The sequence below is a fragment of the Leisingera aquimarina DSM 24565 genome (assembly GCF_000473165.1).
Taxonomy (GTDB): domain Bacteria; phylum Pseudomonadota; class Alphaproteobacteria; order Rhodobacterales; family Rhodobacteraceae; genus Leisingera; species Leisingera aquimarina.
This window is the reverse complement of record NZ_KI421504.1, coordinates 1,239,079-1,254,592: the sequence shown is the minus strand read 5'-3', so window position 1 is coordinate 1,254,592 and position 15,514 is coordinate 1,239,079. Positions and strand designations below refer to the sequence as shown.

Annotated in this window: 13 protein-coding genes and 1 riboswitch; of the genes, 5 read left to right on the top strand and 8 right to left on the bottom strand. The window is 60.4% G+C overall.

The window, feature by feature from the left end; all coding sequences use genetic code 11:
* The first annotated feature begins 286 nt into the window (after positions 1-286).
* On the top strand, positions 287-760 hold the full coding sequence (locus AQUI_RS0110265; RefSeq protein WP_027257441.1) for a hypothetical protein: 474 nt from the start codon (positions 287-289) through the stop codon (positions 758-760).
* A 138-nt stretch (positions 761-898) separates the two neighbouring features.
* On the opposite strand, the gene AQUI_RS0110260 is transcribed toward AQUI_RS0110265, so the two are convergent.
* Positions 899-1,717 (bottom strand): sulfotransferase family protein, encoded by an 819-nt coding sequence (locus AQUI_RS0110260; protein ID WP_027257440.1) that lies wholly within the window; start codon positions 1,715-1,717, stop codon positions 899-901.
* Positions 1,718-1,860: 143 nt separating this feature from the next.
* Between AQUI_RS0110260 and AQUI_RS0110255 the strand changes: the two genes are divergently transcribed.
* Both AQUI_RS0110255 and AQUI_RS0110250 read left to right on the top strand, forming a co-directional pair.
* A complete protein-coding gene (locus AQUI_RS0110255; protein ID WP_027257439.1) occupies positions 1,861-3,438 on the top strand; it encodes a DUF5928 domain-containing protein in 1,578 nt (525 codons plus the stop codon).
* A gap of 112 nt (positions 3,439-3,550) precedes the next feature.
* On the top strand, positions 3,551-4,954 hold the full coding sequence (locus AQUI_RS0110250; RefSeq protein ID WP_027257438.1) for an MATE family efflux transporter: 1,404 nt from the start codon (positions 3,551-3,553) through the stop codon (positions 4,952-4,954).
* A 13-nt stretch (positions 4,955-4,967) separates the two neighbouring features.
* Here the strand turns inward: AQUI_RS0110250 and AQUI_RS27575 are convergent, their stop codons facing one another.
* Positions 4,968-5,900: a LysR family transcriptional regulator gene (locus AQUI_RS27575; RefSeq protein WP_084294346.1), complete on the bottom strand. Its 933-nt coding sequence runs from the start codon at positions 5,898-5,900 to the stop codon at positions 4,968-4,970.
* 120 nt (positions 5,901-6,020) lie between these two features.
* Between AQUI_RS27575 and AQUI_RS0110240 the strand changes: the two genes are divergently transcribed.
* Both AQUI_RS0110240 and AQUI_RS0110235 read left to right on the top strand, forming a co-directional pair.
* The gene (locus AQUI_RS0110240; RefSeq protein ID WP_027257437.1) at positions 6,021-7,679 is read left to right on the top strand and encodes a BCCT family transporter; all 1,659 of its coding nucleotides are present in this window, start codon (positions 6,021-6,023) and stop codon (positions 7,677-7,679) included.
* A 107-nt stretch (positions 7,680-7,786) separates the two neighbouring features.
* Complete coding sequence (locus AQUI_RS0110235) at positions 7,787-9,439, top strand: ABC transporter substrate-binding protein (protein WP_027257436.1); 1,653 nt, start codon at positions 7,787-7,789, stop codon at positions 9,437-9,439.
* A gap of 52 nt (positions 9,440-9,491) precedes the next feature.
* Here the strand turns inward: AQUI_RS0110235 and AQUI_RS0110230 are convergent, their stop codons facing one another.
* The 6 genes from AQUI_RS0110230 to AQUI_RS0110200 form a co-directional block, all read right to left on the bottom strand.
* Positions 9,492-10,577, bottom strand: coding sequence for an FAD-binding oxidoreductase (locus tag AQUI_RS0110230; protein ID WP_035919898.1), 1,086 nt, complete (start codon positions 10,575-10,577; stop codon positions 9,492-9,494).
* Between the two features lie 4 nt (positions 10,578-10,581).
* Complete coding sequence (locus tag AQUI_RS0110225; protein WP_027257434.1) at positions 10,582-11,817, bottom strand: aromatic ring-hydroxylating oxygenase subunit alpha; 1,236 nt, start codon at positions 11,815-11,817, stop codon at positions 10,582-10,584.
* Between the two features lie 106 nt (positions 11,818-11,923).
* Positions 11,924-12,122, bottom strand: a riboswitch (cobalamin riboswitch).
* 231 nt (positions 12,123-12,353) lie between these two features.
* Complete coding sequence (locus AQUI_RS0110215; protein WP_027257433.1) at positions 12,354-12,998, bottom strand: DUF1523 family protein; 645 nt, start codon at positions 12,996-12,998, stop codon at positions 12,354-12,356.
* A gap of 10 nt (positions 12,999-13,008) precedes the next feature.
* Positions 13,009-13,275, bottom strand: a complete 267-nt coding sequence (locus AQUI_RS0110210; protein WP_027257432.1) for a hypothetical protein — start codon at positions 13,273-13,275, stop codon at positions 13,009-13,011.
* A gap of 2 nt (positions 13,276-13,277) precedes the next feature.
* The gene (locus tag AQUI_RS0110205) at positions 13,278-14,639 is read right to left on the bottom strand and encodes a DUF6638 family protein (protein WP_027257431.1); all 1,362 of its coding nucleotides are present in this window, start codon (positions 14,637-14,639) and stop codon (positions 13,278-13,280) included.
* A complete protein-coding gene (locus AQUI_RS0110200) occupies positions 14,636-15,460 on the bottom strand; it encodes a hypothetical protein (RefSeq protein ID WP_027257430.1) in 825 nt (274 codons plus the stop codon). Before AQUI_RS0110200 ends, AQUI_RS0110205 begins: the two co-directional genes overlap by 4 nt.
* Between the last annotated feature and the right edge of the window lie 54 nt (positions 15,461-15,514).

The following is a 15,514-nucleotide window of genomic DNA, read 5'->3' as shown; positions in this document are numbered from 1 at the left end:
CCTGACTGCCTCGTGAACCTTGAAAACTCGCCGCGTATTCGCGGCGGGTTTTCTTTTAGGTCTCAGCCAATGCACGGACAAGACGGGTTCAGGCAGCAAAAACGCCTGCATTCCGAACCTGCGCTTAGGCTATACAGATAGCCGTCGATTACCATTTACAAAAATGCGTAGCCCCGATGTCATTGCACACGCAAAAGAATAACTTTCTACAGCCTATCTACCGGGAGATATTTATCTGGTTTGTGTTTTGTATCCAATTACTGCCCAACATATTTTGAGGACCATCATGCTCAGACTGTTCCCTACCGTTTTGACTCTCGCAGCTCCGGTTGCAGCAACCGCAGCTCCAGAGAAGTTCTTGTGCTCCTTCGCGGGGCACAGCTCAGCCAGGGAAAACAATGATGGCGGGTTTGTGCCCGGCAAGTCCATGTTGAACGTTGATGCACAAAACAGCACAGCTACGGTCTATGACGCATTCACTCACATGGTTTACAATGCGCCTGTGGCAACGAAGTTTACGAAGAAAAGCAATGGAATGTATCGGTTGCGCTGGAAGGTTAAGGGAGTGCCAGTAACCATCACAACAACTTATGACTACGGCATACCTGAGATAATCAAAACCAAATTCACTGTTCGCTACTCACTCTTGTTTAACCCTGAAACCTTGCAAGGAAAACTCTCGGTAAGCGGCGGAGGAGAAAGATTCACCTCGTCCGGAAAATTTGATTGTGACAAAACGAACAAAAACCTGGTGTTTTAGTAATCGCCCGAAGCGGCTCCGGCACATTCCCTTCATGAACACAGATCATGTCCCCGCGCCGGGCCCAAGATTTATGCCGCGGCATCTTTGATGCGGCGGTACAGGCGCGGGAGGTCTCCGCTTTCCGCGCCCTGCCCATCATTCCCCCAGCTTGGCGTGCACCTCGTCCAGGTCGATCTCGCCCACCGGCATCTTGTTGCCCGGGTTATCGAAATCGTACTTGAACAGCTCGAAATCGCGTTTGTAGATCTCATAGACCAGGTGCATTGACAGGTCGTCGAAATAGTCCTCGACGGCATGGGCGCGCTTGGGACCGTGGCCTTCGCTTTCGTTGAAGCGCGGGATCGCGGCCAGGTCCACGGCATGCGGCGTTTCGATCGCATCAAGCACGCCTTGCATGCCGGTGTTGAAATCCTCGGTCCAGAAAATCCGGTTGTAGCGGCCGCCGTTCAGGATGAAGGTCGACACATGCCCCGACATTGCCGACCAGTGGATGTCCGGATCCATCGGGCGGCGCCAGCGGATGGTGTCGCGCACAAACAGCAGAAACCGGCGGAAGCTGGCGATCTGGTCGAATTCCTGCTTACCGTCCTCGCCACCGACCTCGATACCGTATTCATAGGCCAGCTTGGGCACCAGGTTGCCGCGGTAGCGCCGCCCGTTGCGCTGGATGCCGCAGATCTTGTCAAAGAAAGAGCTGAGCACCCGGGTATAGGGGTTCCTCACACAGGTGAAGGCATAAGACCGGTGCCCCTGCACATTGCGGGTGATCGGCCCTTGGCTGTGCTCCAGCGCCCATTTGTGCAGGCCCTCCTTGGCGTCATGAATGTCGCCGTCAAAGAACCGCCCCTGATCAGAGTAGTACAGGATCTGACCGATCGTCGAGCAGGCGCATTTCGGCACCACCCGGTAGACCACACTTTCACTTTCCGTCATCCAGGTGCCGGGGAACCCCATCCGCTGCCCTCTTTATAATTCTTGCCTTGCTCCCAGCAGTATTCGCATATGTTTACCGAAACGGGAACTATCTGGTTTATTCGTGCCTTAAGCCCGCTTATCAAGGGAAACAATCAGGCAAAACAAGGCAATCTGTCCGCGCCATGGCAAAAATCGCATATATTCTGCTCTGCCATAAAGACCCCGAGGCGATCATTCAGCAGGCTGAGCGGCTGACCGCGGCCGGCGATTACATGGCGATTCACTTTGACGGGCGGGCGGCGCTGGAAGACTACCAGTTGATCCGGGCTGAGCTGGCGGAAAACCCCAATGTGGCCTTCGCGGGAAAACGGATCAAATGCGGCTGGGGGGAATGGTCGCTGGTCGAGGCGACGCTGCATGCGCTGCGCAGCGCGGTCGAGGAATTTCCCCGCGCCACCCATTTCTACATGCTGTCGGGCGATTGCATGGCGGTGAAAACGGCAGAATACGCCCACCGCTTCCTGGACCAGCATGACAAGGATTTCATTGAAAGCTTCGATTTCTTCGAAAGCGACTGGATCAAGACCGGCATGAAGGAAGACCGGCTGATCTACCGGCATGTCTTCAACGAGCGTAAGCACAAACAGCTGTTCTACTGGAGCCATGGGCTGCAGAAACGCCTGGGGCTGCAACGCGAGGTGCCGGCGGATATCCAAGTGCAGATCGGCAGCCAGTGGTGGTGCCTGCGCCGCCGCACGGTAGAGTGGATTCTGGATTTCACCCGCAAGCGCCGCGATGTGATGCGGTTCTTCCGCACCACCTGGATCCCGGATGAAACCTTCTTTCAGACCCTGGTGCGCCACCTGATCCCGGAAGGCGAGATTGAGACCCGCACTCTCACATTTCTGATGTTCACCGATTACGGGATGCCGGTGAATTTCCACAATGACCATTACGACCTTCTGCTGAGCCAGGACTTTTTGTTCGCCCGCAAGATCAGCCCGGAAGCGACCGAGTTGAAGTTGCGGCTTGGGCGGCTTTACGCGGCGCAAGGCGTCGACTTCCAGATCTCCAACGAGGGGCGCGGCCTGTATAAATTCCTGGCCCAGCGGGGCCGGATCGGGCGCCGGTTTGCACCGCGGTTCTGGGAGACCGAAAGTTCGCTGGGCCGTGAACGCGAGCTGCTGATCGTGATCTGCAAGAAATGGCACGTGGCCAAGCGGCTGCTGGAGCAGATCCGCCAGGTGACCAATATCCCGGCCATCGAATACCTGTTCAATGAAGAAGACACCCCGTTGCCCGACCTCGGCGGCATCCAGGCGGCGCTGATGAAGCGCACCCGGCACCGCCGCGCGCTGATGCGGATGCTGTTCGAATACTACGAGTCCGACCAGCTGATCATCTGCTTGGATCCCGGCGCCATCGACCTGATGAATGATTTCGATTCCGACCGCTCCTCGACCCGCTTCCTGCAGATCGAATGCGAGTTCAGCGACGACTACCTGACCGGCCATGCGCACCGGGTCGGCCTGGCGGGCGAACGCACGCCGCAGCTGACGCTGGAGCGGCTGCTGCCGACTATCCGCAATGACATCCTGCATGAGGCCGACCGCATCCGTGATGCCGGGTTCAGCCAGCTGTTCCAGATGCGCGAGATCAGCAGCCCGGAGGAAAACGCAGACCAGCTTCGCGGTTTCCTGGGTTTGACCGAGGAGAAAGCGATGCAGATTGCCGGAACCCACTACATGTTCGCCGACTGATCCGGCCATCGTGCGCAGCGGCACGCATTGACAGGATCGGTTTTGCGGCTTCGCCATTTGCCGATGACCGGATTTGCGGCACCTGGACCATGAAGACCGAAAGGATTGAAAGATGGCAGACCAGCCGGAACGCAAAGCCGTCTTCCTGACCGGCAGCCTGATGCGGCATGTCACCCGCCTGTCGCTGACCGCCAGCATCGGGCTGATGGCGATGTTTGCGGTTGATTTCGTCGATATGGCCTTTATCGCGATGCTGGGAAATGACGCGCTGGCAGCTGCGGTGGGATATGCCGGAACGCTGCTGTTTTTCACCAATTCGATCAATATCGGACTGTCCATCGCCGCGGGGTCGCTGGTGGCGCGCGAGCTGGGGGCGGGCAGGCCGGGTCAGGCGCAGCACTATGCCACCAGCGTGGCCGCCATCGGTGTGCTGACCGGGCTTTTGATGCCGGTGCTGGTGCTGGCCTTTCTGGAACAGATCCTGGCGCTGCTCGGCGCCGAAGGCGAAGTGCTGCGGCTGGCCATGCGCTATGTCTGGATCATCCTGCCGACGATGTGGGTAGTGGCCCTGGCAATGACCGGCATGGCGGTGCTGCGCGCCCATGGCGATGCGCGCAGGTCAATGATGGCGACGCTGTACGGCGGCGGGTTGAACGCAGTGCTTGATCCGCTGCTGATCTTTGGCCTGGGGCTGGGGCTGGACGGGGCGGCCATTGCCTCGGTGCTGGCGCGCGCCTGTATGCTGGGGGCCGCCTTTTGGCCCGCCATCCGGGTCCATCAGGGCTTCATGCGGCCCTCGCTGCGGCAGATCGGCGGCGACCTGCGGGCAATCCGGGCGATTGCGGTACCTGCGGTGCTGACCAATGTTGCAACCCCGCTCGGCAATGCCATTGTCCTGCGTGAGATTGCTCAGTTCGGAACTGAGGCGGTCGCCGGGATGGCGGTGATTGGGCGCCTGATGCCGGTGGCCTTCTCGGTGATCTTTGCGCTTTCCGGTGCCATCGGCCCGATCATCGGTCAGAACTTTGGCGCCGGGCAGTTTGCCCGCGTGCGCCAGGCGTTTCTGGCCGGCGTCACCTTTACCGCGGTCTACGTTCTGCTGATGGCAGCGGTGCTGTTTGCCCTGCGCGAGCCGATCGCGGATCTGTTCTCTGCCACCGGTGAGACCCGCGCACTGATCTATCTGTTCTGCGGGCCGCTGGCGCTGGCGTACTTTTTCAACGGGGTACTGTTTGTAGAAAACGCCAGCTTCAACAACCTCGGCCACCCGGTCTATTCCACTTGGATCAATTGGGGCCGCCATACCCTGGGGACCTGGCCGCTGGCGGTGCTGGGCGGCGCCCTGGGCGGTGCGCCGGGGGTTCTGCTGGGCCAGGCGGCCGGCGGGGTGATCTTTGCCTGCCTGGGCGGGCTGCTGGTGCACCGGGTGCTGCTGCGGCTGACCCGGCCTGCCGCGGTCGATGCCTTCGCCCCGCAGAACCGGCTGCACGCCCTGCTGGGGCGCCGCGGCTGGTAATCCGCCGTCAGCCCTACATCACCGCGGATCCCGCCAGATGTTCGGCGATCCAGTCAAACACCAGACTGGGGCCCTGCAGGCGGCTGGAATAGTCGCGCGACATCACATAGCCGGCATCGCTGACCACTGCATCCGGCACCACTTTCACCAGCGATCCGTTCTGCAGCAGCCTGTCGATCAGCCCTAGCCAGCCCAGGGCAATGCCATCGCCCGACACTGCGGATTGCACCACCATGTCGTAGTTATTGAAACTGATGTAGTTCTTCGACCGCTCCCCCGCGATACCCAAGCGGTCGAACCAGCCTTGCCAGGTCTGCCACTCCGCCGAGGCCGGTTTCGACAGGCTGAGCAACTGAAAATCCAGCAAGCTTGCAGCTGAAGGCACCGGGCCATGCCTTTCCAGATAGGCCGGGCTGCACACCGCTCCCACCCGCTCCTGCAGCAGCATAACATCACCGTCGCCCATACTGCTGCGCGGGCCGACGTGGATCTTGATATCGCAATCCTCGCCATAGTCGTCCGGCGGCACTTGGCTGGCGAGGATCTGGATTTCGATCTCATCCCCCAATTCGGCGCGCAAATGCGACAGCCGCGGCAAAAGCCAGAAACTGGCAAAGGCAAAATCCGCCGAAATCCGCACCCTGGGACGGGACTTGCGCTCCAGCAGCGACGCCACGGAATTGCCCATCTGCGCCATTGCAGGGCGGACCACATTCAACAGCCGCACACCCTCGTTGGTCAGCGACACGCCGCGATGCTCGCGCCGGAACAAAGCAATGCCCAATTCGGTCTCAAGCCCCTTGATTTTCTGCGAGACCGCCGACTGTGTCAGTCCCAGCGCCTCGGCTGCACCGGTGAAGTTACCATGCCGGGCCACCAGGTCGAACGTATGCAGAGCAACCAAGTTGTAGCTCAGCTTCCTATTAATGCTGCTAATGTCATTCATAAATTATTGCCTACTGCAAAAGGTAGAATTTTTGTACCAGAAAATGCCCTGTGTAAGGTCTGCTAAGCCGTAGCCCCGGGCGGCATCAACGGGCAGACCAACGGAAAACAGGGATCTTTCATGTCAATCAAACCTCCTTTAACGGATCTGCCGATCGGCACATCCGACAGCGGATTTTACCGGGGCTTCAGCCAGATCGTCACCATTTCGTCAAAACTGATGATCGGTGGGCTGGTGGTCTGGGCCATTGCCTTTCCCGAACAATCCGGTGCGGTGCTGAATTCGATCAACGGCTTCATCCTCTCCTCCTTCGGCGCCTGGTACATCTGGACCGTGGCGCTGTTTGTGCTGTGCTGCATTGCGCTGGCGATATGGCCAACGGCCGGCAAGCTAAAGCTGGGGCAGCCCGGCGACAGCCCGGAGTTTTCCAACTTTTCCTGGTTTTCGATGATGTTCGGGGCCGGCATCGGGGTCGGCATGCTGACCTGGGCAGTGGCCGAGCCGATCTATCACTGGAACAACAACCCTGAAGTGATCCAGGGCCTGACCAACGGCGGCGCGGCGGATAATATCCGCATGGCCTATAAATGGTCGTTCCTGCATTGGGGGCTGGGCGCCTGGGCCTGCTATGCAATCGCCGGGCTGGCGCTGGGGTTCTTCAGCTACCGCCGCGGGCTGCCGCTGACCATGCGCTCGTCGCTGACACCGCTGTTCGGCGCCCGGCTGTCCGGATCCATCGGCCATGTGGTGGATATCGTCGCCGTGGTCGCCACCATCCTGGGTGTCGCCCAAACCCTGGGTTTCGGGGTGGAGCAATTTGTCTCGGGCCTCACCCGTATTGGCATCGGCGGTCTGACCAACGAGGCCGGCACCGCCAATACCGCGGGTGTGATCGTGGCGATCCTGGTGATCATGCTGGCCTCCACCGCCTCGGCGCTGTCGGGCGTGGGTAAGGGGATCAAGTGGCTCTCCAACATCAATATGGTTCTGAGTATCGCGCTGTTGAGCTTCTTTCTGCTGTTCGGCTCCACCTTCTTTGGCTTGCAGGCGCTGGTTGTCGGGCTTTGGGATTACCTGATTGCGCTGCCTGATATGATGTTCCGGGTCTGGACCGGCGACGGCACGCCGGATAGCGTGGCCACAAAACTGGAAGGCTGGCAGGGCGGCTGGTCGGTGTTCTACTGGGCCTGGTGGATTGCATTCGCCCCGTTTGTCGGCCTCTTCCTGGCCCGCATCTCCAAAGGCCGCACCATCCGCGAGTTTGTGCTGGGCGCCATGATCGTGCCGTCGCTGATGTGCTTTGTCTGGTTCACCTGGGCCGGCGGCACCGCCATCGACCTCGAACTTTACGGCGGCGCAGGCGGCCAGATCGCCACGGCCCCTGATGGCGACAAGATCTTTGCCATGGTACAATACATGCTGTCGCCTTGGGTCGGCTGGGCGATGTCAGTGATGATCGTGGTCCTCTTGATGACCTATCTGGTCACCACGGCGGACAGCGCGGTGCTGATTGTCAACACCATCAACGCCGCCGGTGACGAAGGCCCCAAGGCCCGCCCGCATATCATCTTCTGGGGGGTGGCGCTTGGCGCGGTGGTGACGGCGCTGCTGCTGGTCGGCGGATTGAAGGCGATCCAGACCGCTATGGTGATCGGCGCCCTGCCCTTCTCGGTGGTGATGGTGCTGCAATGCGCGGCGCTGATCAAGGCGATCTACAACGACGGCCGCCGCGAACAGGCAGGTCTGGCTACCACCATCACTCAGGAGCCGGCCGAGTAAGGCATCTCCCCGTGAATGGCCGCTGGCGGGCAGGGCGGCCATTCACACTCTCCACACTTGCTGCCCGCACCTTTTCCGGCGCTGAGCACAGCAACAAAGGAAGCAAAATGACCAAATTCTACAACAGGGAAACTCTCCACCCCGCCGCCCGCATGCATGCGGAAGAAGCGGCCCTTGGCAAACTGGACCGGCGCGAGTTCCTGTCCCGCGCCACCGCGCTTGGCGTCACCGCCTCTGCCGCCTACGGCATGATCGGCCTCAGCCAGCCGGTGCAGGCCGCCGCCAATCCGCAAGCGGGCGGCACTATCCGCATCCAGCAAGTGGTGCGGGCGCTGCTCGATCCGCCGCTGTTCAACTGGCCGCAGCTGGGCAACCTGGTGCGCGGCTATCTGGAATATCTGGTGCAATACAACGCAGACGGAACCTTTGAACCCCGTCTCCTGGAAAGCTGGGAGGTCAACGAGGATGCCACCGAATACCTGCTGCACATTCGCCCCGGCGTGAACTGGAACGACGGCCGCGGCACCCTGACCGCCAAGGACGTCGCCTATAACTTTGCCCGCTGGTGCGATGGCAAGTGGGAAGGCAACTCGATGGCGGCCCGCATGGGCTCCTTGCAGAACGAGGCCGGCGACGGCCCCGCCGAGGGCGCGCTGGAGGTGGTCGACGACCTGACGCTGAAGGTAAAGCTCACCCGCCCGGATATCACCATCATCCCGGCAGTCACCGAATACCCCGCCGCCATCGTACCGGACGGCTGGTCGGGCGATCCGGGCGCCGATCCGGTCGGCACCGGCCCGTACAAGCTGGTGGAATACGAGGTCGGCGTCAAAGTGGCGCTGGAAAAGAACACCGACCACGATTGGTGGGGCGAAGGCGCGCATCTGGACCGGATTGAATTCATCGACTTCGGCACCGATGCCTCGACCCACTTGTCAGCTGCCGAAGCCGAAGAAATCGACATGACCTACGAGACCGTGGGTGAATATGTCGACATCTTCACCTCCATCGGCTGGAACGTCAGCGAGTCGGTCTCTGCCAATACCCTGGTGCTGCGCACCAACCGCGACGCCGAGGTGGACGGGGTCCAGCCCTATGCCGACGCCCGCGTCCGCCGCGCCTTGGCGCTGGCCTGCGACAACGCCGTGCTGCTGGAACTCGGCTATGACGGCCGCGGCACCCTGGCGGAAAACCACCACGTCTGCCCGATCCACCCGGAATACGCCGATATCGGCGCACCTGTGCGCGACGCCGAGGCCGCACGTCAGCTGATGGAAGAAGCCGGGATGCTCGATTTCGAGCATGAGCTGTTCTCGATCGACGACGACTGGCGGCGCAATACCACCGATGCGCTGGCAGCACAGATGCGCGATGCGGGCCTTAAGGTGAAACGCACGGTTCTGCCCGGCAACACCTTTTGGAACGACTGGGACAAGTATCCGTTCAGCTCCACCGACTGGGGTCACCGCCCGCTGGGGGTCCAGGTGCTGACACTGGCCTACAAGACCGGGGTCGCCTGGAATGAAACCGGCCTCGCCAGCGCCGAGTTCGACAGCATGCTGGAGGCCGCCTCAGCCATTGCCGACGCGGACACCCGCCGCACCCATATGGAAAAGATCGAACAGTTCATGCGTGACGACGGCACTGTGATCCAGCCTTATTGGCGCTCGCTCTACCGTCACGCACGCCCCGGCATTATCGGCGCCGAGAGCCATCCGATCAACGAAATCCATGTGCACAAACTGGCACTGGAAGCCTGATCAGGCCTCAAATAGAAGGGCGCGCGCCAGACCCGGCGCGCCCCCGTTTTCATCAGATATCGACCTCTACCCGGCCAATCGGGTTGGAGCAGCAGGCCAGAATATAGCCCGCCTCCACATCCTCTTCCGAGATGCCGCCATTGTGGACCATATGCACCTCGCCTGCGGTCTTCTTGACCTTGCAGGTGCCGCAGATGCCAAAGGTGCAGCCCGACGGGATGTTGAGACCCGAGGCCTTGGCCACCGCCAGCACGGTGTCGGTCTCGGTGCAGGCCGCCATCACACCGGAGGCCGCAAAGCTGATCTCGGCGGCAGCGGTCTCTTCCGGCACAACATCATCAATCTCAGGCACGTCAGCGGCAGTCTCAACCGGAGCGCCAAAGCTTTCCTGATTATAGTTCTCCATGTCAAAGCCAAGGCCGTTGAGCATGTCGCGCACCGCCTGCATGAAGGGTTCCGGCCCGCAGCAGTAGACCTCGCGCTCCAGATAATCCTGCGCAATCAGGCCCAGCATGATCTGATTGAGCTGGCCCCGGTAGCCGGTCCAGACCTGATAAGGGTCGTCTTCTTCCACCACCAGATTCAGCTTCAGCCCCGGCAGCCGCGACGCCATGCTTTCCAGTTGCTGGCGGGCGATAATCTCGCTGGGCCGTTTGGCGCAGTTGATAAAGCAGATGTCGGGCGACTGGCCGCGGTCAAACAGATACTGTGTCATCGACAGGCTGGGCGTGATGCCGGAGCCAGCCGAGATGAACAGGAACTTGCCATTCGGACGCTTGGGCAGGGTGAATACACCCGCCGGGCCCGACGCTCTGATATGCCTCCCCGGCCTCAGGTGGTCCAGCATCCAGCGGGTGCCGATGCTGTCTCCTTGTGCCTTCACTGTCACCGAGATCGACAAAGGCCGCGACGGCGAGGAACTGATGGTATAGGTCCGCCAAACGGTCCCTTCCGGCACTGGCAGCTCCAGCGTCAGGAACTGGCCCGGCTGGTATTTGAACCACGCGCCCGACGGCGCGCGGAAGCTGAAAGTGGCGGTGTTTGGCGCTTCCGGCACAACCGAGACGCATTCCAGCATCTCGTCGTCCTTCCACGCCAGGGTTTCGTCCAGCGTCTCGAAATTAGCCTGCAGTCCCATGTGCTTACTCCGCCGCGATCAGGTGACGGCCGGTCAGCGCGCGGGTCAGGTGCTCGGCATACCAGTTGGAGAACTGGATGACGCCGCTTTCCTGCACCTCGGAATAGGGGCCGGGTTCATAGGCGGGGGAGTTGATGCCCTGCTGGTTGTCCTCGACCACGATGCGATCCTCGTCATTGGTCGCCATCCAGACCTCGGTCAGGCGTTTGATGTCATAGTCCTGACCCTCGACCGCATCCTTGTGCACCAGCCATTTGGTGGTGACTTCAGTCTCGGTCGGGCTGATCGGAGTGACCCGAAACACCAGCGAATGATCCGGCAGGAAGTGGTTCCAAGTGGTCGGATAGTGGAACTTCAAGAGCGTGCCGGCATCGGCAAAGGGCACCCGGCCCAGCGGTTTGGCGACTGCCGCCTTGCCATCCATGGTATAGCTTTCCGCGCCCTCGTTCAGCGGCATCCGTGCCAGCCGGTGCTGGCCGCGCGCGCCCATGCGGAACTGCGACGGAACCCCTGCGGCCTCAATGCGGTCGAAATGCTTTTGCAGATGCGGCGGGGTCTCACCGCCCTCAACACCAGTGACCGACGGATCTTCCGGGAAAGTCCGGCACAGCGACGGGTGGTTGCCTCCGCAGTGATAGCACTCACGGTTATTTTCCCAGACCAGCTTCCAGTTGCCATTCTCGATGATCGAGCTTTCAAAGGCCACCTTGGCATTGCCCAGATCATGCGGCGCCAGATAGGGACGGGCGACGTCGGCGAAAGCATCGAAATCCGGTGCTTCATCGGCCAGGCAGATATAGATCAGACCGGCCAGATCACGGCAGTGCACCGGCTTCAGCCCGTGTTTGGAGGCATCGAAATCCGGCCCCATGTCCCGCGCCCACAGCAGTTTGCCGTCCAGCTCGTAGGTCCACTGGTGGTAGGGGCAGACCAGTTTGGGCGAGTTGCCCTTCTTGGCCTTGCACACAACCGAGCCGCGGTGGCGGCAGGCGTTGTGGAAGGCGCGCACTTCGCCGTCGGTGCCGCGCACGATGATGACGTTATAGGCGCCGATCTGATGGGTGACATAGTTGCCCGGCTTCGGCACTTCGCAGGCGGGAATGGCAAACAGCCACTCGCGGTAGAAGATCTGCCGCATGTCCAGATCCAGCACACCCGGGTCGGTGTAGAACGCCTGTTCCATGGAATAGTTCTTCTGCCGGGCCACCAGTTTGGCCAGAATTTCGCTGTCCTGAAGCATCTGCTTCTCTCCTTTGCCGCAACCCCGCGGCGTGTTGGCTGGGTGCAGGCATGAGGAGAGAGATTGCAGGCCGCACGCCCGCAACCGCCCTGCCGCCGCCCGCGGTTGACGTTATCTTGGCAAGGCTGGTTTCCGGACTGTCCCGGGGCCTTAAGATGGCGGGGCATGGCACCTTCCCGAAGGCATTCCTTCAGTGGTCTTTACCAAGCCTAACCCGGGGTCACCGTTGCGGGGGCAGTGCCGGAATTTCACCAGCTTCCCAATTCTCCGCCCCAAAGGACGGCACCTTGCTAACCGCCAAATTGCCCTAAAAACTGCCGTCCTTCGGAAACAAAACCGACCCGGCGAAACCGGAATAAGACATGCAGGTTTTCTTCTGCCGCCACAGCCTCATGCGGCAGATTCTCATACCGGCATTCGCCAGCCTGTTTGCGGCAACCGCTTATCTTTCACACAGTTACCTGCGATTCGCCCGGCAACCCGATTCGGCCTCGTCGCCGCGATATGAAAAAGGCCGCCAAACCGGCGGCCCCTTGTCACTTGGATTTCCAGCTGTCCAGCCAGCGCCGGACGCGGCCCTTACGCTCGGCAATCGCATCGCCCGCGGCATACAGGCTGTCCTCGACATTCTCGACCATCGGGTCGATCCGGGACCGGCGGAACCGGCGCCAGCGCACATAGATAGCCCACATCACCGCCGCCAGCAGCACCAGGAAAATGATCGAGAACCAGTTCGTGGGCTTGTCCTCCGGCCCCGCAACCGGATTGATCGTCACTGCATTGGGGAAGACCGACAGGAATTCATTGCGCCAGCCGTAGTGCATGATGGCCACCCATTCCGGGCTGGCCTTGGTCGAGATGCTGTCATTCGCATCGGTGTACAGATTGGCGGTGTCGAACTTGAAATAGGGCGGCCAATTCCAGCCGGTATCCTCGTTGCGGTAAACCATGTTGCGCCCATTGGGGCGCACCGCCTGGATGAACTGCACATCGCGGTTGATCAGCTCCGCCGACTGGTCGTCCGGCTGCGACCAGAAGATCCGGGTCCAGTCGTTCAGCTCCTGCCGTTCTTCATAGGTGTTGACGATGCGCACCACGTCGTACTGCGGCAGCGTGTAATGCAGGAAGGCGCCGAACAGCACCCAGATGGTGATCAGGATAGCCCATTTGATGAAACGCATGCGTTACACCTCACATGAAGTTAATGACGTAGACCAGAAGCGCGATTGCCCCCAGCGGAATGATATAGACCAGCAGGATCAGCTTGCGCCGGAACGACCGGTCATACTGCCGCAGCCCCCGTTGGATGAAGGTGCTGCGGTCGCCGGTCAACCCCTTCTGTTTCCAGCGCCGTTTCAGTTTGGCCCGGCGCACCTCGCGCGAATAAAGCGAGACCGCACCATAGGTCACAGTCAGCACCACCAGAAGGATCAGGATCAGGCGGATGAAGCCGAACATCTCTAGCGCCCCCGCACCTGGTTCACGGCGCCCCAGGGACCAACCCGCTCGACCATTCCCTTGCGCTGGACCCGCGGCAGCGCGGGCGAGCGCCCCTCCATATCCGGCTCATGCCCGAACAGCGCGGCGCGCGCGCCGGCCTTGTCCACCGCATACTCCCGCGCCAGGAACTCCGCCGCATAGGCTTTCTTTTCCTCCGGCCAGCTCCGGTACCGGCGATAAAACAACTCCTTGTGGCAGATGAACATCTGGCGGAAGTCATGCGGGCACAGCTCCGCCAAGAGCATATTGACCAGATCACGCTCCGGCGTGTCTGCCGCCCGCAGCGAATAGAAATAAGCCGGATGGTCCGAGCGGATCTTCGGCCACTTGCCGCCGCCCTCGGCCCAGCGCACAAGTGCTGCCAGCCCCTCGAACTCCTCCGGCAGCTCTTCGGCATGGCGCGCCGCCAGCCGCCGCAAATCGGACCGCGACAGCCCCGACAAGTCCCGCCCCTTCCCGGTCAGAACCGAGACCGCCAGGAACCCCATCTTCTGCCGCAGGATCGCGGCACCATCGACGCCGCGCGCGCGGATCACCGGCTCGGCCAGCCCGTTCAGATCCAGAAACTTGGCAATCGCATTGCGCTCGCTCAGATCAAACACATGGGTAAGCGGCACGTCCTCCGGCTTTGCCCCGCTGGCAATCACCGCCGGATGCTCTTGCCCCGGAAACACATAGAGGCCCCCGAAATGCGCGGTCCAGAAGTTCGACTGCGCGAACACCTCATGCTCCAGATGCACCGGGTTGCGGGTCACATCGCCGGTCTTCTCGGCGGTCGAGATCATCTCACCGATCAGCGCATCATCAAACCAGGCGTCCTCCCCGGTCTTGAACCGTTCCACCAGTTCAGCCAGACGGTCCGCATGGCGCAGGGTGCCGCGGGTGGTATCCGCCTCGATCCGCACCTGCTGAATGTCGAACAGCTTAGCTGGGGTGGAGACCTCAAACACCGAATTCACCAGCTCGCCCGCCACCGCATCGGTTGCCGTCAGCGCAAACAGCTGGCGCTCATTGACCTCGATAAACCGGCGCAGAATGTCCCGGCTGGTAGAGAATTTCACATGCAACAGCGGGCAGCGCTTCTGCTCGGTGCTGAGCAGAATGAACTGCCGGTTCACGCCCGCATGGTTCAGATAGTGATCATCCCCCAGCTCATCCCCGATCTCCGGCGAGAAGCCCGAGATATCGACGTGGAAATCGGTAAGCTGGGTGGTCTTGCAGGTCAGATGCTTCAGCGCGCGCCTATACCGCTCCACCAGCGCGGGCGAGGCCACATGGAAGAGATTGCCGAACATCAGACCATGCTGGATGAGGCGTTTCATTGGGCGGCCTCCTTTGTGTAGCAGCCTGAAATCCAAAGTACGTCACTTTGCGCTAGTAACCTTGCAGCCTCTAAAAGTGAATCAAACCTAGCTCTTTCTAATCGGTAAGAGTTCACTGCCGATAGTTCAGGCTGCAGAATTTTAGTTTTGCGCAGTACGTCGTACAACTGTGGAACTTCATGCACGCAGTTCCAGCCCGGGACGTAAATTCCTTTCTCACAACGCCATAGAATACTCCCCACAGCATCATAGCTTTCGGAAGCGAAGGTTAGCTTTTTTTCCCAACTCCATTCAGAGGGGCAGTTGAACTCAATGTTATGCCCTCCCCTCCGACTTAATGCTTTGTCCTGATACCAAGCGGCACCGGACAAGTCTCGCATAAGCAAAAAGGCGTCTAAAAGGTACTCATGCAGCAGATTTTCCGCTTCTACGGCCTTGCCTCGCTGTTCCTCGTAAGCAAACAACTGCGTTTGTGCAGTCAGTTGTGCAGCCATTTTTTCGGACTCTTTTCTCGCCAAACGTAGTTCCAAACGCTGTTGAGAGAGTTCCTTGCTCTGCATCATTACTGTCACAATGATCCAAAAGAACGCCAACGCACCGGCGGCACCGGCCAATGAGTCGCCAATTTCATTTGGCGGTGAATACCAGAAGGCAACAATTCTTCTTTGGCAATCAGTTCCCTGACACGTCGGCAAAAGCGAAAGAAATAAGACAACAGACAAGAATAACGAGGTGGCTACGATACCTCGCTGAACCAACACATCGTAGCGAGTAAACCTGTAACGAGGGTATACCTTCAGCCACTTGATGAAGTATTTCATCGGCGCATCCCATCACTCGCCAAAGTGTGAAAGCTTTTCGCTTCGTCCCCGCCC

Coding starts and splice junctions, on each gene's coding strand:
- AQUI_RS0110265 (WP_027257441.1), top strand. CDS start 287: ATGCTCAGACTGTTCCCTACCGTTTTGACTCTCGCAGCTCCGGTTGCA.
- AQUI_RS0110260 (WP_027257440.1), bottom strand. CDS start 1,717: ATGGGGTTCCCCGGCACCTGGATGACGGAAAGTGAAAGTGTGGTCTAC.
- AQUI_RS0110255 (WP_027257439.1), top strand. CDS start 1,861: ATGGCAAAAATCGCATATATTCTGCTCTGCCATAAAGACCCCGAGGCG.
- AQUI_RS0110250 (WP_027257438.1), top strand. CDS start 3,551: ATGGCAGACCAGCCGGAACGCAAAGCCGTCTTCCTGACCGGCAGCCTG.
- AQUI_RS27575 (WP_084294346.1), bottom strand. CDS start 5,900: ATGAATGACATTAGCAGCATTAATAGGAAGCTGAGCTACAACTTGGTT.
- AQUI_RS0110240 (WP_027257437.1), top strand. CDS start 6,021: ATGTCAATCAAACCTCCTTTAACGGATCTGCCGATCGGCACATCCGAC.
- AQUI_RS0110235 (WP_027257436.1), top strand. CDS start 7,787: ATGACCAAATTCTACAACAGGGAAACTCTCCACCCCGCCGCCCGCATG.
- AQUI_RS0110230 (WP_035919898.1), bottom strand. CDS start 10,577: ATGGGACTGCAGGCTAATTTCGAGACGCTGGACGAAACCCTGGCGTGG.
- AQUI_RS0110225 (WP_027257434.1), bottom strand. CDS start 11,817: ATGCTTCAGGACAGCGAAATTCTGGCCAAACTGGTGGCCCGGCAGAAG.
- AQUI_RS0110215 (WP_027257433.1), bottom strand. CDS start 12,998: ATGCGTTTCATCAAATGGGCTATCCTGATCACCATCTGGGTGCTGTTC.
- AQUI_RS0110210 (WP_027257432.1), bottom strand. CDS start 13,275: ATGTTCGGCTTCATCCGCCTGATCCTGATCCTTCTGGTGGTGCTGACT.
- AQUI_RS0110205 (WP_027257431.1), bottom strand. CDS start 14,639: ATGAAACGCCTCATCCAGCATGGTCTGATGTTCGGCAATCTCTTCCAT.
- AQUI_RS0110200 (WP_027257430.1), bottom strand. CDS start 15,460: ATGAAATACTTCATCAAGTGGCTGAAGGTATACCCTCGTTACAGGTTT.